The 22,522-nt window shown below is 70.5% G+C and carries 24 protein-coding genes; 12 read left to right on the forward strand and 12 right to left on the reverse strand.

All coding sequences use genetic code 11. The features are described 5' to 3' along the window. Entirely contained in the window at positions 1 to 420 is a 420-nt protein-coding gene (locus QTI51_RS27190; RefSeq protein ID WP_116911849.1) for a hypothetical protein, read from the forward strand. A gap of 53 nt (positions 421 to 473) precedes the next feature. On the opposite strand, the gene QTI51_RS27195 is transcribed toward QTI51_RS27190, so the two are convergent. After that, entirely contained in the window at positions 474 to 1,514 is a 1,041-nt protein-coding gene (locus QTI51_RS27195; RefSeq protein ID WP_116911848.1) for a LacI family DNA-binding transcriptional regulator, read from the reverse strand. A gap of 141 nt (positions 1,515 to 1,655) precedes the next feature. Between QTI51_RS27195 and QTI51_RS27200 the strand changes: the two genes are divergently transcribed. From QTI51_RS27200 to QTI51_RS27230, 7 genes are all read left to right on the forward strand, one after another. Further along, complete coding sequence (locus QTI51_RS27200; protein ID WP_116911847.1) at positions 1,656 to 2,522, forward strand: dioxygenase family protein; 867 nt, start codon at positions 1,656 to 1,658, stop codon at positions 2,520 to 2,522. Between the two features lie 29 nt (positions 2,523 to 2,551). Further along, positions 2,552 to 3,316 (forward strand): SDR family NAD(P)-dependent oxidoreductase, encoded by a 765-nt coding sequence (locus QTI51_RS27205; RefSeq protein ID WP_116911846.1) that lies wholly within the window; start codon positions 2,552 to 2,554, stop codon positions 3,314 to 3,316. Continuing rightward, positions 3,313 to 4,200 (forward strand): beta-keto acid cleavage family enzyme, encoded by an 888-nt coding sequence (locus tag QTI51_RS27210; RefSeq protein ID WP_116911845.1) that lies wholly within the window; start codon positions 3,313 to 3,315, stop codon positions 4,198 to 4,200. Before QTI51_RS27205 ends, QTI51_RS27210 begins: the two co-directional genes overlap by 4 nt. Before the next feature lie 28 nt (positions 4,201 to 4,228). Beyond that, positions 4,229 to 5,254 (forward strand): quinone oxidoreductase family protein, encoded by a 1,026-nt coding sequence (locus QTI51_RS27215; protein ID WP_207786771.1) that lies wholly within the window; start codon positions 4,229 to 4,231, stop codon positions 5,252 to 5,254. Between the two features lie 63 nt (positions 5,255 to 5,317). Next, the gene (locus tag QTI51_RS27220; RefSeq protein WP_116911843.1) at positions 5,318 to 5,674 is read left to right on the forward strand and encodes a cupin domain-containing protein; all 357 of its coding nucleotides are present in this window, start codon (positions 5,318 to 5,320) and stop codon (positions 5,672 to 5,674) included. A gap of 60 nt (positions 5,675 to 5,734) precedes the next feature. Beyond that, positions 5,735 to 6,733, forward strand: a complete 999-nt coding sequence (locus tag QTI51_RS27225; RefSeq protein WP_116911842.1) for a tripartite tricarboxylate transporter substrate binding protein — start codon at positions 5,735 to 5,737, stop codon at positions 6,731 to 6,733. A 1-nt stretch (position 6,734) separates the two neighbouring features. After that, the gene (locus tag QTI51_RS27230; protein ID WP_116911841.1) at positions 6,735 to 8,429 is read left to right on the forward strand and encodes an amidohydrolase; all 1,695 of its coding nucleotides are present in this window, start codon (positions 6,735 to 6,737) and stop codon (positions 8,427 to 8,429) included. On the opposite strand, the gene QTI51_RS27235 is transcribed toward QTI51_RS27230, so the two are convergent. The 6 genes from QTI51_RS27235 to QTI51_RS27260 form a co-directional block, all read right to left on the reverse strand. Continuing rightward, positions 8,426 to 8,824 (reverse strand): RidA family protein, encoded by a 399-nt coding sequence (locus tag QTI51_RS27235; RefSeq protein ID WP_116911840.1) that lies wholly within the window; start codon positions 8,822 to 8,824, stop codon positions 8,426 to 8,428. The two genes, QTI51_RS27230 and QTI51_RS27235, sit on opposite strands and share 4 nt — an antisense overlap. A gap of 17 nt (positions 8,825 to 8,841) precedes the next feature. Further along, a complete protein-coding gene (locus QTI51_RS27240) occupies positions 8,842 to 9,477 on the reverse strand; it encodes a uracil-DNA glycosylase family protein (RefSeq protein WP_116911910.1) in 636 nt (211 codons plus the stop codon). A gap of 77 nt (positions 9,478 to 9,554) precedes the next feature. Next, complete coding sequence (locus QTI51_RS27245; protein WP_116911839.1) at positions 9,555 to 10,436, reverse strand: isocitrate lyase/PEP mutase family protein; 882 nt, start codon at positions 10,434 to 10,436, stop codon at positions 9,555 to 9,557. Positions 10,437 to 10,519: 83 nt separating this feature from the next. Beyond that, positions 10,520 to 11,905, reverse strand: coding sequence for an L-serine ammonia-lyase (locus QTI51_RS27250; RefSeq protein WP_165840422.1), 1,386 nt, complete (start codon positions 11,903 to 11,905; stop codon positions 10,520 to 10,522). Between the two features lie 4 nt (positions 11,906 to 11,909). Continuing rightward, the gene (locus tag QTI51_RS27255; protein ID WP_116911837.1) at positions 11,910 to 13,103 is read right to left on the reverse strand and encodes a M20 aminoacylase family protein; all 1,194 of its coding nucleotides are present in this window, start codon (positions 13,101 to 13,103) and stop codon (positions 11,910 to 11,912) included. A gap of 25 nt (positions 13,104 to 13,128) precedes the next feature. Then, complete coding sequence (locus QTI51_RS27260; protein ID WP_116911836.1) at positions 13,129 to 14,508, reverse strand: DUF3100 domain-containing protein; 1,380 nt, start codon at positions 14,506 to 14,508, stop codon at positions 13,129 to 13,131. 129 nt (positions 14,509 to 14,637) lie between these two features. Between QTI51_RS27260 and QTI51_RS27265 the strand changes: the two genes are divergently transcribed. Then, positions 14,638 to 15,609, forward strand: a complete 972-nt coding sequence (locus QTI51_RS27265) for a LysR family transcriptional regulator (protein ID WP_116911835.1) — start codon at positions 14,638 to 14,640, stop codon at positions 15,607 to 15,609. A gap of 91 nt (positions 15,610 to 15,700) precedes the next feature. Next, positions 15,701 to 16,159 carry a CopD family protein gene (locus QTI51_RS27270; RefSeq protein ID WP_116911834.1) on the forward strand — a complete coding sequence of 153 codons (459 nt, stop codon included), beginning with the start codon at positions 15,701 to 15,703 and terminating at the stop codon, positions 16,157 to 16,159. 73 nt (positions 16,160 to 16,232) lie between these two features. On the opposite strand, the gene QTI51_RS27275 is transcribed toward QTI51_RS27270, so the two are convergent. From QTI51_RS27275 to QTI51_RS27290, 4 genes are all read right to left on the reverse strand, one after another. Then, a complete protein-coding gene (locus QTI51_RS27275; RefSeq protein WP_116911833.1) occupies positions 16,233 to 16,646 on the reverse strand; it encodes an organic hydroperoxide resistance protein in 414 nt (137 codons plus the stop codon). A gap of 42 nt (positions 16,647 to 16,688) precedes the next feature. After that, positions 16,689 to 17,069 (reverse strand): helicase SNF2, encoded by a 381-nt coding sequence (locus QTI51_RS27280; RefSeq protein ID WP_116911832.1) that lies wholly within the window; start codon positions 17,067 to 17,069, stop codon positions 16,689 to 16,691. 344 nt (positions 17,070 to 17,413) lie between these two features. Next, entirely contained in the window at positions 17,414 to 18,652 is a 1,239-nt protein-coding gene (locus tag QTI51_RS27285; RefSeq protein WP_116911831.1) for a CaiB/BaiF CoA transferase family protein, read from the reverse strand. Between the two features lie 8 nt (positions 18,653 to 18,660). Beyond that, positions 18,661 to 19,860 carry an acyl-CoA dehydrogenase gene (locus QTI51_RS27290; protein WP_116911830.1) on the reverse strand — a complete coding sequence of 400 codons (1,200 nt, stop codon included), beginning with the start codon at positions 19,858 to 19,860 and terminating at the stop codon, positions 18,661 to 18,663. A gap of 189 nt (positions 19,861 to 20,049) precedes the next feature. On the opposite strand from QTI51_RS27290, the gene QTI51_RS27295 reads away from it, so the two are divergent. Beyond that, a complete protein-coding gene (locus QTI51_RS27295; protein WP_116911829.1) occupies positions 20,050 to 20,964 on the forward strand; it encodes a LysR substrate-binding domain-containing protein in 915 nt (304 codons plus the stop codon). On the opposite strand, the gene QTI51_RS27300 is transcribed toward QTI51_RS27295, so the two are convergent. Next, the gene (locus QTI51_RS27300; protein ID WP_116911828.1) at positions 20,939 to 21,475 is read right to left on the reverse strand and encodes a GFA family protein; all 537 of its coding nucleotides are present in this window, start codon (positions 21,473 to 21,475) and stop codon (positions 20,939 to 20,941) included. The two genes, QTI51_RS27295 and QTI51_RS27300, sit on opposite strands and share 26 nt — an antisense overlap. Before the next feature lie 122 nt (positions 21,476 to 21,597). Here QTI51_RS27300 and QTI51_RS27305 point away from each other — a divergent pair, with 122 nt between their 5' ends. After that, positions 21,598 to 22,308, forward strand: a complete 711-nt coding sequence (locus QTI51_RS27305) for a 2OG-Fe(II) oxygenase (RefSeq protein WP_116911827.1) — start codon at positions 21,598 to 21,600, stop codon at positions 22,306 to 22,308. The last annotated feature ends 214 nt before the right edge of the window (positions 22,309 to 22,522 follow it).

A 22,522-nucleotide genomic window follows, 5' to 3' on the forward strand; every position in this document is an offset into this window, starting at 1 on the left:
ATGCCCGAAAACGACGACCACAAAGACCACGCTGGCCCCGATGACCGCCCCCCGAAGCCCAACGCGCCCATCGACCTGGCCGCGCACCGCGAGCGCCGCGCCCGGCTGAAGAAGCTGCAGCAGCAGCGCGCCGTGGCGCAGGCACAGCGAAACGCCGATGCCAATGCCGATGCCCGCGCCGACGATGCCGCGCAGCCCGGCCCCGGCATGGGCCCGGGCGAGGTGCCCTGCGTGCGCTGCAAGCAGCCCGTGTTCGGCTACGCGCTGCGCTGCCCGCATTGCGGCGTGCATTTCAGCGGCCGCGCGGAGGCTTTCGCGCCCAAGGAAGGGCTGTCGCGGCGCACCAAGCTCATCGTGGCGCTGGTCGCCGTGGCGCTTCTGCTCGCGGGGCTGAGCGACGACATCGCCGCGTGGTGGTGACGCGCTGAGCTGAGCTGAACGGGCGACAAAGCAAGCGGGAGCCCCGCCGCCGCTCAGCGCCCACCGCCCGGCGTGCCCGTCGACTTGCGCACCACCAGCTCGGGCCGCAGCACCACGGTGGAGGCCGACATCGAGCGGCCGTCGATTTCGTCGAACAGCATTTCCGCCGCGCGCCAGCCCAGCTCGCGGTGCGGCAGGCGGATGGTGGTGAGCGGCGGGTCGACCATGTCGACCAGCGGCATGTCGTTGTGGCCGGTCACGGAAATGTCCGTGGGTACGCGCAGCCCCGCCTCGCGCAGCGCGTCGTAGGCGCCCAGCGCCACCAGGTCGTTGCAGCACACCACGGCCTGCGGCGGCGCGCCGGCTTCCAGCATCTGGCGCATCGCGACCGCGCCGGCCTCGCGGCTGTAGCTGGCGCACTCGACCACGCGAAACGGCTTCATGCGGTGGTCGCGCAGCGCCTGCTCCACGCCCAGCCGGCGGCCCACGCCGGTCGGGATGGTCTGCGGGCCGGCCAGGTGCGCGATGCGCTTGTGGCCCAGCCCCACGAGGTGGTCGACCGCCAGCTTCATCGCCAGCCGGTCGTCGCTCACCACGGCGGGCAGGCGCCCGGTTTCGTCGGCGCGGTTGACCAGCACGGCCGTCATGCCGGCCTTGGTGACGAAGTCGACCAGGGGGTCGTCGCGCGTGGCGGTGGCCATGACCACGCCGTCTACCCGCTGCGCCAGCATGCGCTCCAGCACCGGCCGCGCGAGCGCCGGGTCGACCACGTTGGTGACGAACACGAAGTAGCCGCGCGCCGCGGCGCTGGCCTCGATGCCCTGAAGGATGGGCGGGAACACCGCGTTGGTGATGTCGGGCACCAGCACGCCGATGGTGTGCGTGCGCCCGGTGCGCAGCGCCGAGGCCGCGCGGTTGGGCCGGTAGCCCAGGCGCTGGGCCGCCTCCTCCACCACGCGCAGCACCTCGTCGCTGATCAGCGAGCGCTTCTCGGGGCTGAGCGCGCGCGACACGGTGGACACATGCACGCCGGCGGCGCGGGCAACGTCGCGGATGGTGACGGGAGAGGAAGAAGAAGGCGGTTGGGTGCTCATTGGTGCAAACGATTGTCGCGCGGCCTGCGTGCCATTCAAGGCTTTCTTGCATTCGCGACCTGTGGAATGCCGCCATTTTACTTTTCGGAGATTTGGACTACTATCGTGCAAACGATTGCAAGACTTTCCACGAGACCTGCCATGAACATCGCCACCTCGCCCGGCTCCGTGCTGGGCTTCACCCTCGACGCCATGAACCGCACGCCCGACCCGCGGCTGCGCAGCGTGATGGCCTCGCTCACCCGCCACCTGCATGCCTTCGTGCAGGAGGTGAAACTCACCGAAGAAGAGTTCGAGCAGGCGCTCGAATTCATCGTCGCCATCGGCCACGCCACGGGCGAGACCAAGAACGAGGTGGTGCTGGCGGCCGACATCCTGGGCGTGTCGACCGTGGTGGCGCTGCAGAACAACCAGGACCCGCACGGCGAGTCCCCGGCCGCGCTGCTCGGGCCTTTCTGGCGCGCCAACGCGCCGGCCTGCGCGCTGGGCGACAACATCGCGCGCTCGGGCACGCCGGGCATTCCGCTCGAAGTGACGGGCACGGTGCGCGACCACCGCGGCCAGCCGGTGGCCGACGCCATGGTCGACGTGTGGCAGGCCTCGCCCGTGGGCCTGTACGAGAACCAGGACCCGGCCCAGGAAGACATGAACCTGCGCGGTCGCTTCCGCACCGACGCCGAGGGGCGCTTTCACTTCCGCAGCGTGCGCCCCGCCGGCTACCCGGTGCCCACCGACGGGCCCTGCGGCGTGCTGCTGCGCGCGCAGCAGCGCCACCCGAACCGACCCGCGCACCTGCACTTCATGGTGAGCAAGCCGGGGCACAAGGTGCTGATCACGCAGGTGTTCGCCGACGACGACGAGAACCTGGAAAGCGACCCGACCTTCGGCGTGACGCGGCGGCTGATCGGCCGCTTCGCGCTGGCGCCCGACGGCCGCAGCGCCTCGATGCACCACGACTTCGAGCTCGAGCCGGGCGAGATGAAGTTCCCCCGCCCTCCCATTCCGTGATTCACCCTGATTCAACACGAGACACCCACATGAGCTTCGACCCTGTATCCCGACTCGACGGCAAGCTGGCTGTCATCACCGGCGGCCTTGGCGCCATCGGCTACGCCACGGCCACGCGCCTTGCCGCGCTGGGCGCCACCTGCGTGCTGCTGCACCGCAAGGGCGACGATGCCGCGGCGCGCGCAGCCGCCCTGCCCGCGGCGCAGAACCAGCGCCACGCGGCGCTGCGCGCCGACATCGTGGACACGCCCAGCCTGGTTGCGGCCGCGGCCGAGGTGCAGGCCGCGTTCGGGCGCTGCGACATCCTGGTCAACAGCGCCGGCCACACGCAGCCGGTGCCGGCGGCGGACCTCGACGCGCTGACCGACGAACTCATCGACGACATCGTGCGCGCCAACTTCCGCGGCGTGTTCGCCACCATTCGCGCCTTCGCGCCGATGCTCAAGGCGAGCGGCGACGGGCTGGTGGTCAACATCTCGTCCATCGCGGGCTTCACGGGCGTGGGCAGCAACCTGGCGTACGTGGCGGCCAAGGCCGGGCTCGACGTGGTGGGCGACGCGCTGGCCAAGGCGCTGGCGCCGGCGGTGCGCGTGGTGTCGGTGTCGCCGGGCGCGGTGGAGTCGGGCTTCGTGCCCGGCCGCGGCGCGGAGTTCGCGAGCAAGATGGCCAGCACCACGCCGCTGGGGCGCATCGGCAAGCCCGACGACGTGGCCGCCACGGTCGAGGCGCTGGCCACCACGCTGCGCTTCGTGACGGGCACGCGCATCGTGGTCGACGGAGGGCGCCACCTGTGAGCACCAAGACACTCATCACCTGCGCGGTCACGGGCAACCTCGTGAAGCCCGAGCAGACGCCGCACCTGCCGATCACGCCGGTGCAGATCGCCGACGAATGCCTGGCCGCGGCCGAGGCCGGCGCGAGCCAGGTGCACATCCACGTGCGCGACCCCCTGACCGGCAAGCCGTCGATGGAGGTCGAGCTGTACCGCGAGGTGGTGGAGCGCATTCGCCGCGGCAACCGCGAGCTGATCGTCAATCTCACGACGGGCCCCGGCGGCCGCTTCATTCCGAGCGAGGACGACCCCAAGGTGGCGGCGCCCGGCACCACGCTGCTGCCGCCGGAGAAGCGGGTGGAACACATCGCGCTCATCCGGCCCGACGTGTGCTCGCTCGACCTGAACACCATGAACTCCGGCCCCGACGTGGTCATCAACACGCCGAAGAACGTGCGGCGCATGGCGAAGGTGATGCGCGAGGCGGGCGTGAAGCCCGAGCTCGAAATCTTCGACTCGGGCGACATCAACCTGGCGCTCGACCTGATTGCCGACGGCACGCTCGACGGCCCTGCCATGTGGACCTTCGTGCTCGGCGTGAAGTACGGCTTCGCGCCCACGCCCGAGACGCTGCTGTACGCACGCAACATGCTGCCGCGCGGCGCCTTCTGGAGCGCCTTCGGCATCGGCCGCATGGAGTTCCCGATCGTCGCGCAGGCATGGCTGCTGGGCGGCCATGTGCGCGTGGGAATGGAAGACAACATCTACCTCGAAAAGGGCGTGCTCGCGCAGAGCAATGCGCAGCTGGTTTCGAAGGCGCGCGACATCCTCCTGAGCCTTGGCGGTGAAGTGGCCAATCCGCGCGAGGCCCGGGCGATGTTGGGGTTGCCGGATGCGCGGGGGTAACGCTGTGACAGCAAGCAGGACCGAAGAGATGAACGCAGCAGCCATGCACACGACCCACACTTCCGACACTTCCCACCCTTCTCGCGCATTGCGTGTGAAAGAAAAGGCCGCCAACCTCGACGCACTGCACCTGGACGCGGTGGCGCAATCCGAACCCACGCCACCCCCCGGCCACGCCGTGGTGCGCATCGCGGCCGCCGCGGTGAACCCCAGCGATGCGAAGGCGACGCTGGGCATCATGCCGCAGGCCGTGTGGCCGCGCACGCCGGGGCGCGACTTCGCGGGCACCGTCGTGAGCGGGCCGACGGAATGGATCGGGCGCGAGGTGTACGGCTCCGGGGGCGACATCGGCATCACGCGCGACGGCTCGCATGCGCGCTTTCTGGTGCTGCCCGAACAGGCGCTGCGCGCCAAGCCCCAGGGCATCTCGATGGACGAAGCCGGCGCGGTGGGCGTGCCCTTCGTCACCGCGTACGAAGGCTTTCGCCGCAGCGGCATGCCGCAGGCGGGGCAGACGGTGTTGGTGCTCGGCGCCAACGGCAAGGTCGGGCAGGCGGCGGTGCAGCTGGCGTCGCAGGCCGGCGCGCGGGTGATCGCGGTGCAGCGGCACGCGGGGCCGTTCGAGGGCTTCGCGAGCGGGCCGGTGGACGTGATCGACGCGCGTCACCACACCGACGTGGCCGCGCGCGTGCGCGAGCTCACCGACGGGCGCGGCGCGCACATCGTCTACAACACCGTGGGCAGCGCCTACTTCGAGGCGGCCCACAAGGCGATGGCCAAGGGCGCGACGCAGATCTTCATCGCCACGCACGACCGGGCGGTGCCCTTCGACATCTTCGCGTTCTACCGCGGCATGCACACCTTCGTGGGCATCGACTCGCTCGCGATGGACTGCATTGCCAGCACCGCGCAGCTCGACGCCATGCGCGAAGGCTTCGAGCGCGGCACGCTGAAGCCCTTTCCGGTGGCGCGCAGCTTCACGCTCGACGAGGCGCTGGACGCCTACCGGCTGGTGCTGTCGGGCAGCACGGACCGCGTCGTGCTGCGGCCCTGACGCGGGGCTCTTCTTCTGCTCCGCTCTTCCTTTCTCCTGTCCTCTCCTTTCGGAACCCACGCCATGCACGTCACCCGCTTCGACGCGGCGCCGCACTACGAGGCGCCCAACCACTTCGACATGCGCTGCCTGCGCCTGCAGGGCAAGGAGGCCGGCCCGTCCACGCAGATGTGGATGGGCATGAGCCAGATCCTGCCGGGCGGCCACACCGGGCTGGACGGCTCGCCGATGGAAAAGCTCTACCTCGTGCTCGAAGGCCAGCTGCACGTGGTGGGCGAGCTCGAGGGTGCGCGCTGGGAAGAAGTGCTCGGCCCCTACGACAGCTGCCGCTTCGCGCCCGGTGAAAAGCGCCAGCTCGAAAACCGCGGCAACCGCCCGGTGCTGGTCGCGCTGGTGATGCCCCACGCGCCGCCGCCCTAGCCGCAGCCTCTTTTTTCAGTCATTCATCGCTCATCGAATAAATCAACGGAGACAAGACGCATGAAGAAGACATTCCAACCGGGCCGCAGGCAAGCGCTGGCGGCGGCTGCCGCATTCACGATGGCCGCGGCCTGCACGCTGGGCGGCGCGCACGCGCAGGGCAGCTGGCCGGGCACGCAGCCCATCAAGCTGGTGGTGCCCTTCACCGCGGGCAGCGGCACCGACATCGTCGCGCGGCTGGTGGCCGAGAAGCTGGGGCCCGCGCTGGGCACCAGCGTGATCGTCGACAACAAGCCCGGCGCGGGCGGCACGCTGGGCGCGGGGCTCACGGCCAAGGCGCCGGCCGACGGCTACACGCTGCTGGTGCACTCGGCCGGCCACCTGGTGAACCCGTGGATCTACAAGGGCCTGTCGTACGACACCATCAAGGACTTCGCGGGCGTCACGCCCATGGCCAGCCTGCCCAACGTGCTGGTCACGGCGCCCTCGCACTTCGCCGACGTGAAAGACCTGGTCGCCAAGGTCAAGGCCAAGCCGGGCAGCTTCAACTACGGCTCGGCGGGCAACGGCTCGGCCACGCACATGAACGCCGAGGTGTTCCGCCTCGCGGCCGGGCTGGACGCGCAGCACGTGCCCTTTCGCGGCACGCCCGAGGCCATGACCGAGGTGATGGCCGGGCGCGTGGACTGGTTCTTCGCGCCCATGGTGTCGGCGCTGCCGCTGATCCAGAGCGGCAAGCTGCAGGCGCTGGCGGTGGGCACGGGCAAGCGCTCGTCGGCGCTGCCCAATGCGCCGACCACGGTGGAGGCCGGCGTGCCGGGCTCGGAGTACCTGTTCTGGGTCGGGCTGTTCGCGCCCGCGAAGACGCCGCAGCCCGTGGTCGACCGGCTGCAGGCCGAGGTCGCGAAGATCATGGTGTCGCCGGAGCTGAAGGAGCGGCTGGAAAAGCTGGGCGCCGAGCCCTTCACCATGCCGTCCGCGCAGTTCAACAAGTTCATCGTCGACGAGACGGCCAAGGCCCAGCAGGTCGTGAAGGCCGCCAGTATCAAGGTGGACTGACATGGCACGCTCCACCGCCCTCAACTTCGTCACCGCGGCGGCGCTGGCCGCCGGCTTGCTGCTGCCAGTGGCCGGGCAGGCACAGGCGCAGGCGGCCGACCTCGTCGTCACCAACGCCAGGATCGCCACGCTCGACGCGGCCGGCAGCACCGCGCAGGCCATGGCCGTGCGCGACGGGCGCATCGTGGCCGTGGGCAGCGCCGCGCAGATGGGCGCGCTCTCGGGCCCGCTCACGCGCACCGTCGACGCGGGCGGCCGCACGGTGATTCCCGGGCTCATCGACTCGCACATGCACGCGGTGCGCGCCGCGCTGAGCTACTCCACCGAAGTCAACTGGATCGGCGCGGGCACCATCGCCGAGGCCATGGCGCGCATTCGCACCGCCGCTGCGCAGGCACGCCCCGGCGGCTGGCTGATCGTGGCGGGCGGGTGGACCGAGCAGCAGTTCGCCGAGCGCCGCCGGCCCACGCTGGCCGAGCTGCAGGAGGCCGCGCCGAACCACCCGGTGTACGTGCAGCTCTTCTACGAAGCGGTGGTGATGACGCCCAAGGCGCTCGAGGTGCTCGGCGTGCCGCCCGGCACGCTGCCCGCCAACATGAAGCCTTCGCCCGACGGCGCGCCGGGCTGGATGACCGGCGACATCGTCGGCATCTCGGCCCTGTTCGACAAGCTGCCCAAGCCCACCTACGACGACAACGTGGCGGGCACGCGCGCCTTCTTCACCGAGCTGAACCGCCTGGCCATCACCGGCCTGGTGGACCCGGGCGGCTTCAGCATCGCGCCTTCGCAGTACGCGGCGCTGTTCGAGCTGTGGCGCGAGAAGGCGCTGACGCTGCGCGTGGCCTACAGCGTGTTCGCGCAGAAGCCCGGCGCCGAGCTGCAGGAGTTTCGCGATCTCACGCAGATGCTGCCCATGGGCTTCGGCGACGACATGCTCAAGTTCAACGGCCTGGGCGAACGCGTGACGCTCGCGATGTACAACAACAACTTCCCCGACGAGGCGGTGAAGGCCAAGTTCTACGAGCTCGTCAAATGGGCCGCGCAGCGCAAGCTCGCCGTGACCATCCACTGGCAGGAGAACGGCTCGGTGGAACACCTGCTCGGGCTGTACGAGAAGCTGAACGCCGAGGTGCCGATCAACGGTCTGCGCTGGTCCATTGCCCACCTGGACGACGCCTCGCCCGAGACGCTCGCGCGCATGAAGGCGCTGGGCATCGGCTGGACCATGCAAGACGCCATGTACTTCCAGGGCGACCGCGCGCTCGCCGTGCGCGGCGAGGCGGCGCGGCGCATGCCGCCCATCGGCACCGCGCTGCGCGCCGGCGTGAACGTGGGCGCGGGCACCGACGCGCACCGCGTGGCCTCGTACAACCCCTTCGTGGCCCTGCAGTGGATGCTCGACGGCAAGACCGTGAGCGGCAAGGCGATGCGCGGGCCCGACGAAACGCCCACGCGCGAACAGGCGCTGCGGCTGTACACGGCGGGCAGCGCATGGTTCAGCTCCGACGAGGGCAAACGCGGCACGCTGGAAGTGGGAAAGCTCGCGGACTTCGCGGTGCTCGACCAGGATTTCTTCAGCGTGCCGGTGGAGCGCATCGGCAAGACGACCTCGCTGATGACGGTGGTGGGCGGGCGCGTGGTGTACGCGGCGCGGCCCTTCGCGGCGGCGACCGCCTCGGTGGCCTCCGCCCCTTAGTGGCAGGCGGCGATGCAGTCGATCTCGATGTCGAAGCGCCCCGGCCACGCGGGCACGCACACGAAGATGCGCGCGGGCGGGTCCTTCGGAAAGTAGCGCGCATAGATCGCGTTGACCGCCGCGAACTTCTCCACCGAGGTGCAGTACACGTTGCACTTGAGCACCTGCGCGAGCGAGGAGCCGGCGGCTTCCAGGCACTGCTGGAGCTGCGCGAGCACCAGCTCGGCCTGCCGCTCCAGCGTCGCATTCAGCACCACCTCACCGGTGGCCGGGTCGAACGGCGGCAGGCCCGACACGTAGACCGTGCCGGCATGCCGGGTGACGACCGACACCGGCGCCTTCCAGTTGTCCAGCCAGCTCGACAGGGGTTCGACGCGGATGACTTCTCGCTTCATGGGGAACGCAGCTTTCTTCAGGGAATGGCGTTCGATGGTGCCGGCGATGTGGCGGGCTCGCTTCGGCCTGCGACGAAACGTGGCGCCAGTGCCTGCCGCACCCGCTCGCGCAGCACCGGCAGCACCTCGCTCTCGAACCACGGGTGGTGCTTGAACCAGCCCGTGTTGCGCGGCGACGGATGCGGCAACGGAATGAAGCGCGGCGCGTAGTCCGCGAAAGCCTCGACCGTTTCCGTGACGCCGCCGCGCGCCCTGCTGCCCAGCAGGTGGCGCTGCGCGTACTGGCCGACCAGCAGCGTCAGCTCCACGTGCGGCATCTGCGCCAGCAGGCGCTGCTGCCACAGCGGGGCGCACTCCTTGCGCGGCGGCAGGTCGCCGCTGGTGCCGCGGCCGGGGTAGCAGTAACCCATGGGCACGAGCGCGATGCGCGTGGCGTCGTAGAAGGTGTCGCGCTCCACGCCGAGCCAGCGGCGCAGCTGGTCGCCGCTCTTGTCGTCCCAGGGCACGCCCGTCTGGTGCACGGTGAGGCTGGGCGCCTGGCCGACGATGAGCAGCCGCGCGCCCGCGCTGGCCTGCACCACGGGCCGCGGGCCCAGCGGCAGGTGCGCCGCGCAGGCGGTGCAGGCGCGGATTTCGGTGAGGAGCAGGTCCATCGAGCCCGTCGAACCCATCGAACCCATCAACCCGATGACGTCCGCCGGCCCCGCGGCCGGGCGCTTCGACGCCACGGCTATCCGGCGAACGGGCGGAAGAAGGCGTTCAGCTCGGCGCCCGGCGCCGCGTCCGCGAAGCCGTCGAAGCGGCCCTGGTCGGCCAGCGTGCGCGCCGCCTGCAGGAAGCCGCCCCATGCGGCGCGCGCCATGCCGCCGCCCACGCTCACGCGGCGCACGCCCAGCTCGGCGATGTCCACCATCGTCAGCTCGCTGGTGCCGCTCACCAGCAGGTTGACGGGCTTGCCGCCGGCCACGGCGACCACGGCGGCGATCTGCTCGCGTGTCTTGATGCCGGGCGCGTAGAGGCAGTCGGCGCCCGCGTCGGCATAGGCCTTCAGCCGCGCGAGGGTGTCGTCCAGGTCGGGCCGGCCGGCGAAGAAGTTCTCGGCGCGGCCGATGAGCATCACGTCGGCACCGCTCGCGTCGATGGCCTGGCGCGCGGCGCGCAGGCGCTCGACCGCCACGTCGATGGCAAAGAGCGGCTGCGCCGCGTTCCCGGTCGAGTCCTCGATGGACAGGCCCGCCACGCCGGTGTCGACGGCCAGCCGCACGCTCTCGGCGACGCCTTTGGCATCGGCGGCGAAACCGTTCTCGAAGTCGGCGTTCACCGGCAGGTTCGTGGCCTCAACCAGTTCGCGCAGGTGCGCGAGGATGAGCTCGCGCGACATCGCGCCGTCGGCCTGCCCGTGCGACCACGCGAAGCCCGAGCTGGTGGTGGCCAGCGCCTTGAAGCCAAGGCCCTCGAGGTAGCGCGCGCTGCCGGTGTCCCAGGGGTTCGGAATGACGAAGCAGCCTTGCTGGTGGAGCGCGCGGAAGTCGGCGCGCTTCTGGGCCACGGTGCGGGTCGCCTGGATCGGGCGGGGGGTGCTGGTGATGGGGCTGGTCGTGGGGCTGGTCATGGGGCTCTCGTCCTTCTGTGCGTTCTGTGCGGAAACGACAAGCCCCGCATTCTGGACCCACGCCCTGCGCCGGGGCCGCCTCGTCAGCACTCCACCACGTTCACCGCAAGGCCACCGAGCGAGGTTTCCTTGTACGTGGACTTCATGTCCTCGCCGGTCTGCTTCATGGTGCGGATCACGGCGTCGAGCGACACGTAGTGGCTGCCGTTGCCGCGCAGCGCCATGCGCGCCGCGTTGATGGCCTTCACTGCGCCCATGGCGTTGCGCTCCACGCAAGGGATCTGCACCATGCCGCCGACCGGGTCGCAGGTGAGGCCCAGGTTGTGCTCCATGCCGATCTCGGCCGCGTTCTCGACCTGCGCCGGCGTGGCGCCCAGCACCGCGGCCAGCGCGCCGGCGGCCATGGAGCAGGCCACGCCCACCTCGCCCTGGCAGCCGACCTCGGCGCCCGAGATGGAGGCGTTGGTCTTGTAGAGCATGCCGATGGCCGCGGCGGTGAGCAGGAAGTCGACGATGCCCCGGTCGCTCGCGCCCGGCACGAAGCGCTGGTAGTAGTGCATCACCGCGGGCACCACGCCCGCCGCGCCGTTGGTGGGCGCCGTCACCACGCGCCCGCCGGCGGCGTTCTCCTCGTTCACCGCCATGGCGAAGGCGTTGACCCAGTCCATGGCCGCGAGCGGGTCGGCCGCGCCGGCCTGCGCCAGCAGCTCGCGGTGCAGCTCGCTCGCGCGCCGCCGCATGCGCAGCGGGCCGGGCAGTGCGTGCGCGGCCAGCGGGTTGTCGATGCCGAAGCCGCGCTGCACGCACTGCTGCATCACGCCCCAGATGCGCAGCAGGCCGGCGCGCACCTCGGCCTCGGGCCGCCACGCGCATTCGTTTCGCATGACCAGCGCGGCCACCGACAGGCCGGTGGCCTCGCACTGCGCCATGAGTTCGTCGCCGGTGCCGAAGGGGTGCGGCACGGCGGCGGCCGCGGCCACCGTCTCGGCCACGGCCTGGCCGCCCTCGACGACAAAGCCGCCGCCGACCGAAAAGTACGTGCCCTCGGCCAGCGTGCTTCCGTCGGCCGCGAAGGCGGTGAAGCGCATCGCGTTGGGATGCTCGGGCAGCGATTCTTCACCGCGAAACGCGATGTCGCGCACGCGGTCGAAGGCGATGGGCGCGGTGCCCAGCAAGCTCAGCCGGCCGGTGCGGCGCAGCGCGTCGAGCCGCGGCTGCACGGTCTCGGGCCGCACGGTGTCGGGCGCGTCGCCGAGCAGGCCGAGGATCACGCCCTGGTCGGTCGCATGCCCGTGCCCCGTGGCGCCGAGCGAGCCGAACAGGTCCACGTGCACGCGCGCTGCCTGCGCCAGCACGCCGCGCCGTTCGAGCCCCTGCGCGAACAGCAGCGCGGCGCGCATCGGGCCCACGGTGTGCGAGCTCGACGGGCCGATGCCGATCTTGAAGATGTCGAAGGCGGAGAGCATCAGCGCGTCACGCTGGCTGCTGTACGGCCGACTGCTGCACAGGCAGTTGCTGCTTCACCAGCGCCACCCAGTACGCCGCCCCCAGCGGCAGGATGTTGTCGTTGAAGTCGTAGTACGGGTTGTGCACGTTCGGGTCGTTCGGGCCCTCGCCCGCGCCGATGCCGATGTAGGCGCCCGGGCGCTTCTGCAGCATGAAGGCGAAGTCTTCCGAGCCCATGGCCGGCGGAATGTCGGTGTGCACCTGCTCGCGCTCGACCAGGCTGGCCGCGGCGGCGATGGCGGCGTCGGTCTCGGCCGGCGTGTTGACCACGCCGGGGTAGCCGCGGCGGTAGTCCAGCGCCACCTTGGCGCCGTGCGTGGCGGCCACGCCGTCGCAGATCTGCTGCATGGCGGCCTGGGTCTTGTCCTGGATGGCCGCCTCCAGCGTGCGCACGGTGCCGCGCAGCACCACGGTCTCGGGAATCACGTTCCAGGTGTCGCCGCCATGGATCTGCGTGACGCTCACCACGGCCGAGTCGGTGGCGCCGGTGCGCCGGCTCACGATGGTCTGCAGCGCGTTGACGAGCTGGGCCGACACCACCACCGAGTCGATGCCGGTCTCGGGCATGGCGCCGTGGCTGCCCTTGCCGGTGACCACGATCTCGAAGGTGTCGAGAAAGGCCGTCATCGTGCCCTTGCGAATGGCGAACCTGCCGCGCGGCAGGCTCGGAAAGTTGTGCATGCCGTACACGGCGTCGGCCGGGAACTGGTCGAACAGCCCCTCCTCCACCATCACGCGGCCGCCGCCTTCGTTCTCCTCGGCCGGCTGGAACACGAAGTGCACCGTGCCCTTGAAGGGCTTGTGGCGCGACAGGTGCTCGGCCGCGCCCAGCAGCATGGCGGTGTGGCCGTCGTGGCCGCAGGCGTGCATCTTGCCCACGCACTTGGACGCATGCGCCTGCGTGCCCAGCTCCTGCATGTTGAGCGCGTCGAGGTCGGCGCGCAGCGCGATGCTCGGGCCCTCGCCGTTCTTCAGCGTGCCGACCACGCCGGTGCCGGCCAGGCCGCGGTGCACCGGCAGGCCCATGAGCATCAGCGCGTTGGCGACGACGTTGGCGGTGCGGTGTTCCTCGAAGGCGGTCTCGGGGTTGGCGTGGATGTCGCGGCGCCAGCTGAGCATGCGGGCGCGGGTGTCTTCGGCGATTTCGGGGTCGCGGTACATGGCGTGGGTCTCTCGTGGGTGGTTGTCAGTGGAAGAATTCGGCGATCAAGGTCGCGCCCAGGAAGGTGCCGGCGGTGGCGGTCAGCGACACCACCACGATGCGCCAGCCCAGCTGGCGGAACACCGGCAGGTCCTTCGCGACCGAGAAACCGGCCAGCGCCAGCACCGGCGTGGTGAAGGCCAGGAAGTTGAGCTTGGAGGTGATGCCGATCAGCGCGTCGGAGAACGGGAACAGGCCCGGAATGCCCACCACGGTGGCCACCACCGACAGCACCAGCACCATGGGCAGGCGCGGCGCGAGCCGCTTGATGCCCTCGACCACCAGCGCGATGAGCACCACCGCGGCCATGCCTTCGAGCGACACCAGCACCGGCACCTTGTAGGTCAGCGAGTTGCCGATGAGCACGCCGCAGCCCACCACCGCCCAGGCGATGAGCGTGTCGCGCAAGGGCAGCGCGCCGCCGTGCGCCACGCTCACCTGCGACATGGCGGCGGTGTCCGCGGCGTCCTGCGCGCCGCGCTTCGAAATGCGCCCCAGCACCGGCTCCAGCTTGCCGTACAGCCACGAGCACAGCGGCAGCGACAGGAACAGCGTGAAGTAGAAGCCGGCCACGGTGGTCAGCAGGTTCGAGGCGGCGGCAATGGCCGTGAGCTGCGGCAGCATGTCGGCCGGCTGCTGCGCGGCGATGGCGCCCAGCGCGGCGGCCATGAGGCTGCCCGAGCCCACGCCGGCGCCCATGGCCAGCGAGCGCGGATCGAAGATGTGCAGGCTGGCGATGAAGCCCGCCAGCACCGCGATGAACAGCGCCCCCAGCACCGTGCCGGTGATGTACTCGGCCAGCACGCCGCGGCCCTCGGGCGAGGCCATGCCGTACTTCTCGCCGATGATCACGAGGTTGCCCTCGCGGCCCACCGAGAAGGTGGCGCCCACCGCTTCCCGCTTGATGCCCAGCAGCAGCGCCAGCGGCAGGCCCAGCGCCAGGGTGCCCAGCGCATGGCCGAACTCCTGGAACAGCAGCGCCCAGCCGGCCTGCTTGATCTGCGGCAGCGCGGCGCCCACGGTCAGGCCCAGCTTCACGATGAACAGCAGCAGGCCCGCGTTGAGCAGGCCGCCCGCGAACGACTGCTCGGCCGTCGCCACGCGCACCACGCCGGGCACGCGCCGGTGCGCGATGCCCCACACCGCCGCGATCAGCAGCGCCCACAGCATGGGCAGCAGCGCCACCTTGCCGGGGCCCACGCTGAACTGCACCGGCCCGATGAGCTCGGCCGCGGCCACGATGGCCAGCGTGACGAGCGCGAGCTTGAGTTTTCCGGAGGCGCGGGCGGCGGGCGCGGCATCGGCAAGCGCCGAGTGGGCCGGTTGGACCGGGTGGGGAGGGTTGGCGGAGGCGGCAGAGGTCATGGGGTGTGGGCTTCTTCTGGCGGAATGCGGGCGAGTTTCTGTCGCCCGGGCTCTTGCATCAATGACCGTAAATCGGGATATTCGATGCATCAAATGCAACACTCGACGCGAACACCAGGAGACCGCGCCATGGACGACAAGCTCGACACGCGCCGCGTGCGCTACTTCATGCAGGTGCTGGACAGCGGCTCGGTGCGCGGCGCCGCCGACGTGCTCGACATGGACCCCTCGGCCGTGAGCCGCGCCATCGGCCTGCTCGAGCAGGAGTGCGGCGTGCCCCTGCTGGAGCGCCACGGGCGCGGCGTGGTGCCCACCGACGCCGGGCAGATGCTGGCCGGCTACGTGCGCCGCCAGAACAGCCAGAAGCAGCACCTGATGGCGCAGATGGACAGCATCCGCAAGATCGAGCGCGGCCACATCGACGTGGTGGCCGGCGAGGGTTATGTGGACTGGCTGATGCGCCACAGCCTGCGCGACTTCATGACCACGCACCCGAAGATCACCATCGACCTGGACGTGGCCAGCACCGACGAGATCGTGCAGCGCGTGGTCGAGGAGCGCGCCCACATCGGCATGCTGTTCCAGCCGCCGAAGGACGAGCGGCTCACCTCGCACCAGAGCCACCCGCAGCCCATCCAGGCGCTGGTGCTGGCCAGCCACCCGCTGGCGCGGCTGGGCCGCCCGCTGAAGCTCGCCGACCTGCTGCCCTACCCCGGCGCCACGCTGCACCGCAACTTCGGCGTGCGCCAGCACATCGAGGCGGCCGAGGTGAGCGAGGGCGTGCGGCTGCCCTCGCTGCTGACCACCACCTCGTTCAGCGCGCTGGGGCACTTCGTGTCGGCGGGGCTGGGGTATTCGCTGGGCACGCGCATTTCGCTCACGCCGAGCGCCACGCACCCGGAGCTGGTCGAGCTGCCCATGAAGAACCCGCTGCTGTCGCAGGGCCGCTCGCACATCGTGTCGCGCCACGGGCGCATGCTGTCGCCGGCCGCGGCGGAGCTGCTGCGCTGCGTGGTGGCCGACATGCGGCGCTACGCGGAGCTGACGACGCCGGGCCTGGAGAAGCGGCCGGCCCCGCGCCGGCGCAGCGTGGCCGCATGACGGGCGCGGGCGCTTCACGCGGAACCTTCATGCCGGCCCTTCATGCCGGCACGTTGCGCGCGCCGGCCCTTCGGTGTTCTGATCGGGCCCCATGTCCTACCTGATCCCGCTTTTCATCCACCTGCTGTGCGCCGCCTTCTGGGTCGGCGGCATGGCCACCATGCACTTCGCGGTGCGCCCCGCCGCCGTCGCCACGCTGGAGCCGCCGCTGCGCCTGCGCATGATGGCGGCCACGCTGCGGCGCTTCTTCGTGGGGGTGGACGCGTCGGTCACGCTGCTGTTCGTGACGGGCGTGACGATGATCCTGGCGACCGGCGGTTTTCGCGGCGTGCACTGGCGCGTGGAGGCCATGATGAGCATCGCCATCGTGATGGCGGCCATCTACGTGTACATCCGCGCCTCGGTGTTCAGGGCGCTGCGGCGCGCGGTGGAAGAAAGCGCGTGGCCCAAGGCGGCCTCGCTGCTGAACACGGTGCGCCAGCTGGTGGGCATGAACCTGGTGCTGGGCGTGGTGGTGTTCGGCGTGGCGATCATCGGGCGCGCGGGCTGACGCGCTTGCGCGCCCGACGCCGCTGAGCGCGGGCCCGGCCGTTGACCAGCGGGGCCCACGACAGGCCAAAGCCTCAGACCAGGTTCAACTCGACCTCGATGTTCCCGCGCGTGAGCTTGGAGTACGGGCAGGTCTGGTGCGCGGTGGCTACCACCTGGCGCGCGACCTCGCGATCGAGCCCCGGCAGGCTCACGTTCAGGCGGGCCTGCAGGAAGTACTGGCCGTCCTGGTTGGCGAGGTCGACCTCGGCATCCACCGCCAGGTCGGCCGGCAGCTTCACCTTCAGCTTGCCGGCGGCCAGGCCCATCGCGCCGATGAAGCAGGCCGACCAGCCCGCGGCGAACAGCTGCTCGGGGTTGGTGCCCGTGCCGTTGCCGCCGGGCGGCGAGAGCTGGATGTCGAGGTGGCCGTCGCTGCTGCGCGAGGCGCCCTGGCGGCCGCCGGTGGTGCGGGTCTTGCCGGTGTAGAGGACTTGCTTGTCGGACATGAGGGTTCCTTGGGTGAGATGAATGCGGGGGAATGAAGCGGCTCAGAGCGCGAGCCGGTCCACGCCGTGAGCGGCGGCGACGGCGTGGGCGCGCACGGTGGCGCGGTCCAGCGTGCTGGCGAAGCGCTCGTCGGGGCCTGCGCCCGCGCCGTCGGCGTAGATGTTTCCGGCGCGGGCGGCGGCAATGGCGTCGGCACGTGCCTGGGCACGGTCGCCCAGGCCGGCCACCACGGTGGGCGCGCCTGCGGATGCGCCTTCGGCATAGGCATCGGCGCTGTGGGCGGCGACGACAGCGCCGGCCTGCACGGCGGAGCGGCTGGCGTTCGACTGGAATTGCAGGACGCCCTGGTAGGTCTCTGCGCTGGCGCCCATGGCGAAGGCGCTGAGAGCGGCGGCGGCGATCAGGAGCTTGGTGGTTGGCATGGCAGTGTCTTTCGAAGATGAATGAGGTGACGATGAACGGGGCAAGTGCTGCTTGAGCACCATCGCCGCCTCTGTGGGGTGTCCGTCGGTGGCGATGAATGAATTACATCGACCGGCTGTATCTCCGATGTGTCGAGACCCCCGCCCCTTTGCATGCGCGTGTGTACGCCGCGCCACCCGGACACAGTGGCGTACAAATCTCTGGAGGGGGTTGCCGCGGCAAGGCGGCTGAGCGTGCCGGGTGTGCCGGGTGTGCAGGGCGTCAGGCGCCGCAGGCGGCGATGCGCCTCGCCGCGAGGGCGAGGCGCATCGAATTCGTGCTGGCCGCGCGGCCAGCGGCCGGGTCAGACGACGCCGGCTGAACGCAGGGAGTCGAAACGGGCTGCGTCGATGCCCATTTCAGCCAGCACTTCGCGCGTGTGCTGGCCCAGCGCCGGTGGCGCATGCCGCAGCACCGGCGGCGTGGCCGACAGGCGCAGCGGGCTCGCCACGCCGGTGATGCTGGCGATGCCGTCGCCCGCGTCGCGCGGCAGCGTCACCTTCAGGCCGCGCGCCTGCACCTGCGCGTCGTCGAAGGCCTGGGCGATGTCGTTGATCGGGCCGCAGGGCACGGCCTTGTCCTCGAGCAGCGTGACCCATGCAGCCGTCGTGCGGGTGCGCGTGAGCTCTTCCATCATGGGGATCAGCACCAGCCGGTGCTTCACGCGCAGCGTGTTGGTCGCAAAGCGCGCGTCGCTCGCCCATTCGGGGTGGCCGGCCGCTTCGCAGAAGCGCGCGAACTGGCCGTTGTTGCCGACGGCCAGCAGCATGGCGCCGTCCTGCGTCGGAAAGTCCTGGTACGGCGCCAGGCTGGGGTGCGTGTTGCCCTGGCGCCCGGGCGCCTTGCCGGTGTTGAGGAAGGCGCTGGCCTGGTTCGCGAGGATGGCCATGCCCACGTCGAGCAGCGCCATGTCGATGTGCTGGCCTTCGCCGGTGCGGTCGCGCACCTGCAGCGCCGCCAGGATGGCGGTGCTGGCGTACACGCCGGTGAACAGGTCGGTCAGCGCCACGCCCACGCGCAGAGGGCCGCCGCCGGGCACTTCGTCGGGGCGGCCGGTGATGCTCATCATGCCGGTCATGGCCTGGATCATCAGGTCGTAGCCCGCGCGCTCGGCATAGGGGCCGTCGTGGCCGAAGCCGGTCACGCTGCAGTAGATGAGGCGCGGGTTGGCCGCGCGCAGGCTTTCCTGGTCGAGGCCGTATTGCTTCAGGCCGCCGGTCTTGAAGTTCTCCACCACGATGTCGGCCTGCGCCGCCATCTGCCTGAGCAGCGCCTGCCCCTCGGGCGTGGCCATGTCGATGGTGACCGAGCGCTTGTTGCGGTTGCAGGCGGTGAAGTAGCTGGCCTGGTCCGTGTCGTTGCCGTCCGCGTCCTTGATGAAGGGCGGGCCCCAGGTGCGCGTGTCGTCGCCGACGCCGGGGCGCTCGATCTTGACGACGTCGGCGCCCAGGTCCGCCAGTATCTGCGTGCACCACGGGCCCGCGAGCACGCGGGACAGATCGAGGACCTTGATGCCGTCGAGTGCTGCGGGCTTGTTGCTCATGCCTTCGATCAGTTCGCGAACGCTGCGATGCCGGTGATGGCGCGGCCCAGGATGAGCGCATGGATGTCGTGCGTGCCTTCGTAGGTGTTCACCACTTCCAGGTTCACCAGGTGGCGCGCCACGCCGAACTCGTCGCTGATGCCGTTGCCGCCCATCATGTCGCGCGCCATGCGGGCGATGTCCAGCGACTTGCCGCAGTTGTTGCGCTTCATGATCGAGGTGATTTCCACCGCGGCAATGCCCTCGTCCTTCATGCGGCCCAGGCGCAGGCTGCCTTGCAGGCCCAGCGTGATCTCGGTCTGCATGTCGGCCAGCTTCTTCTGGATGAGCTGGTTGGCGGCCAGCGGGCGGCCGAACTGCTTGCGGTCCAGCGTGTACTGGCGGGCGCGGTGCCAGCAGTCTTCGGCGGCCCCCAGGGCGCCCCACGAGATGCCGTAGCGGGCGCTGTTCAGGCAGGTGAAGGGGCCCTTCAGGCCTTGCACTTCGGGGAAGGCGTTTTCTTCGGGGCAGAACACGCCGTCCATCACGATTTCGCCGGTGATGCTGGCGCGCAGGCCCACCTTGCCGTGGATGGCCGGGGCGCTCAGGCCCTTCATGCCCTTTTCGAGCACGAAGCCGCGAATGGGACCGACCGTGCCGCTTTCGCTGACTTCCTTGGCCCACACCACGAACACGTCGGCGATGGGGGAGTTGCTGATCCACATCTTCGAGCCGCTGAGCGAGTAGCCGCCCGGCACCTTCTTGGCGCGCGTGGCCATGCTGCCGGGGTCGGAGCCGTGGTCGGGCTCGGTCAGGCCGAAGCAGCCGATCCATTCGCCGGTGGCGAGCTTGGGCAGGTACTTCTGCTTCTGGCCTTCGGTGCCGAATTCGAAGATGGGCACCATCACCAGCGAGCTCTGCACGCTGGCCATCGAGCGGTAGCCCGAGTCAACGCGCTCGACTTCGCGGGCGATCAGGCCGTAGGCCACGTAGTTGAGGCCGGGGCCGCCGTATTGCTCGGGAATCGTCGGGCCCAGCAGGCCGAGCGCGCCCATTTCACGAAAGATGGCCGGGTCGGTCTCGCCGGTGCGGAAACCCTCGATGACGCGGGGCGCCAGGCGCTCCTGGCAGTAGGCATTGGCCGCGTCGCGGATCATGCGTTCTTCGTCGGTCAGTTGCTGGTCGAGAAGAAGGGGGTCGTCCCAGTGGAATTGCGCTTTGGCGGCCATGTGGCTGTCTCCGGAAGAGAAAAAATTGAAGGAAAAATTGAAGGGAATGGCCCGATCCTAGCCACCCGGGGGCCCCGAGGCAAACGAGGATTCCGCACCCAGATATGCGTTCGTAGAATGTCTTGCAAGATGTTGGAGCCGCATCTCCATTGGCAAGGCCCCGTTCCCATTCATACATTCCAGGCATACATGCGCCGCAAGATCCCACCCCTGCAGACCCTGGTGTGCTTCGACGCCGCCGCGCGCCACGAGAGCTACACGCGCGCCGCGCAGGAGCTTGCGCTCACGCAGAGCGCGGTGTCGCGCCAGATCGGCACGCTCGAGGCCTTCCTGGGCGTGGCGCTGTTCCGCCGCACGCGCCACGGCGTGGCGCTCACGGCCAGCGGCGCGGCCTACGCGCGGCAGACCGCCATGCGGCTGCAGGCCATGGAGCGCGACGCGCTCGACGCCATGGCGCACCAGGGCGAAGGCGGCTCGCTGTCGCTGGCGGCCGTGCCCACCTTCGCCACGCGCTGGCTGATGCCGCGGCTGAAAAGCTTCGCGGCGCTGCAGCCCGACGTGGTGGTGCACATCGAGACGCGCACGCGGCCCTTTCTGTTCGCCGACGCGGAGTTCGACGCCGCGCTGTATGCCGGCACGCCCGCGCAGGTCGAGAACTGGGCGGGCACGCATGCGCTGCTGCTGATGCACGAGGACGTGGTGCCGGTGTGCAGCCCGTCGCTCCTGCAGGCTCACCGGCACAAGGCGAAGGCCGTGACGCCCGCGGCCATCGCGAAGATGCCGCTGCTGCAGCAGAGCACCCGGCCCGACGGCTGGCGCCAGTGGTTCGATGCGCAGCAGATCGACGCGCCCAACGCGCGGGGCGGGCCGCGCTACGAGCTGTTCTCCATCCTCGCGGCGGCGGCCTCGCAAGGCCTGGGCGTGGCGCTGATGCCGACGATGCTGGTGGCCGACGAGCTGGCGCGCGGCGAACTGGTGGTGGCGTGCGCGCGGCCGCTGTCGGGGGAGCGGAACTACTACCTGGTCACGCCGGAGCGCGCGGACCAGCGGCCGTTGCTGAAGTTTTTCAGTGACTGGCTCATCGCGCAGGCGCGGGAGGGCTGACCGGCCTGAAAGGTCTGTCAGGCCGAGCTCCCTCCTTCGCATACGCCTCGATCAACCCCGCGAACGCCTCCATCGCAGGCAGCGCGCCGAAGCTGTGCTTAGCCGGCGTCGTCGCCCAGGGCAGCTTCTCGTCGGTCCAGGTCTCCACGTAGGGCGCCACCCATTCGTGGTGGTCGAGCATGCTGGGGCGCAGGTTGACGAACTGGTCCATGCCTTCTGTGCGCGTGAACATCCAGCTCTTGCAGTGCGGGCAGAAGTAGTGGTGCGAGTCGCCATGCAGCCCGCCGATGACGGGCTCGCCCGACACCACCTCGAAGCCCGGCGTCGGAATGGCGAGCGACAGCGAGAACGCGCTGGCGCTCATGCGCTGGCAGCCGGTGCAATGGCAGGCCATGGCCAGCAGCGGCGGCGCGGTGATGCGCAGGCGCACCTGGCCGCAGCGGCAGCCGCCGCTCCAGGGGAGTTGCCAGTCGGCGCCGGCCTTGTCGGGGGAAGGGTTCGATGGGGTCATGCGCGGAATTCTGCCTCGCGAGTGCTCTGCATTGCTCTTGTGTTTCGTTGCGTTGCGAGCGGCTGAAAGACGTGTCCGGAAACGGCGAGCCGCGCGCCCGCTGAAACGACACACTGCATGCCATGACATCTCCCGCCTCCCAGGTCGCGGCGTTCGACTGGCCCCGCATCGAAACCGACCTTGCCGCACGCGGCTGCGCCATCGCCGGCCCCGTGTTCACGCCCGACGAATGCGCCGCGCTCATCGCGATGTACGACGAGAGCGAGCGCTTTCGCAGCCGCGTCGTGATGCATCGCCACGGCTTCGGCCAGGGCGAGTACCAGTACTTCGCGTACCCGCTGCCCAAGAAGCTCGCGGCCTGGCGCAGCGCGCTGTACGAACGCCTGGCGCCCCTGGCCAACGCCTGGGCCGCGGCCATGGGCCAGCCGGCCGACTACCCGCCAGAGCACGCCGCCTACCTCGCGCGCTGCCACGCCGCGGGCCAGTTGCGCCCCACCCCGCTGCTGCTGCGCTATGAGGCGGGCGACTACAACTGCCTGCACCAGGACCTGTACGGCGAGCTGCAGTTTCCGCTGCAGCTCACGGTGCTGCTGAGCGTGCCGGGGCAAGACTTCATGGGCGGCGAGTTCGTGCTGACCGAGCAGCGCCCGCGCATGCAGTCGCGCGCCGAGGTGGTGTCGCTGGCGCAGGGCGAGGCGGTGATCTTCGCGGTCAACCAGCGTCCCGTGACGGGCACGCGCGGCAGCTACCGCGTGACGATGCGCCACGGCGTGAGCCGGCTGCGCTCGGGCCGGCGCCACACGCTGGGGCTGATCTTTCACGACGCGGGCTGAGCGGCGCCGCCGCGGCGCCCTTGCCGAGCATCACTTGGCGCTACCGGGCCTTGCCGGGCATCCGGTCTAGACAGGCCTGAGACACCCCGCCCGCGAACACAAGCGAAAATCTCGCCCGCCTGCGGCACTCACCAGGATCCCTGACGCACACGATCGGGGCCGTGGGCTCTCCGCAGGCCGACCCGCGGCCTTGGCGCCGCGGGTGTGTCCGATG

The sequence above is a fragment of the Variovorax sp. J22G73 genome (assembly GCF_030317035.1).
Lineage (GTDB): Bacteria > Pseudomonadota > Gammaproteobacteria > Burkholderiales > Burkholderiaceae_C > Variovorax.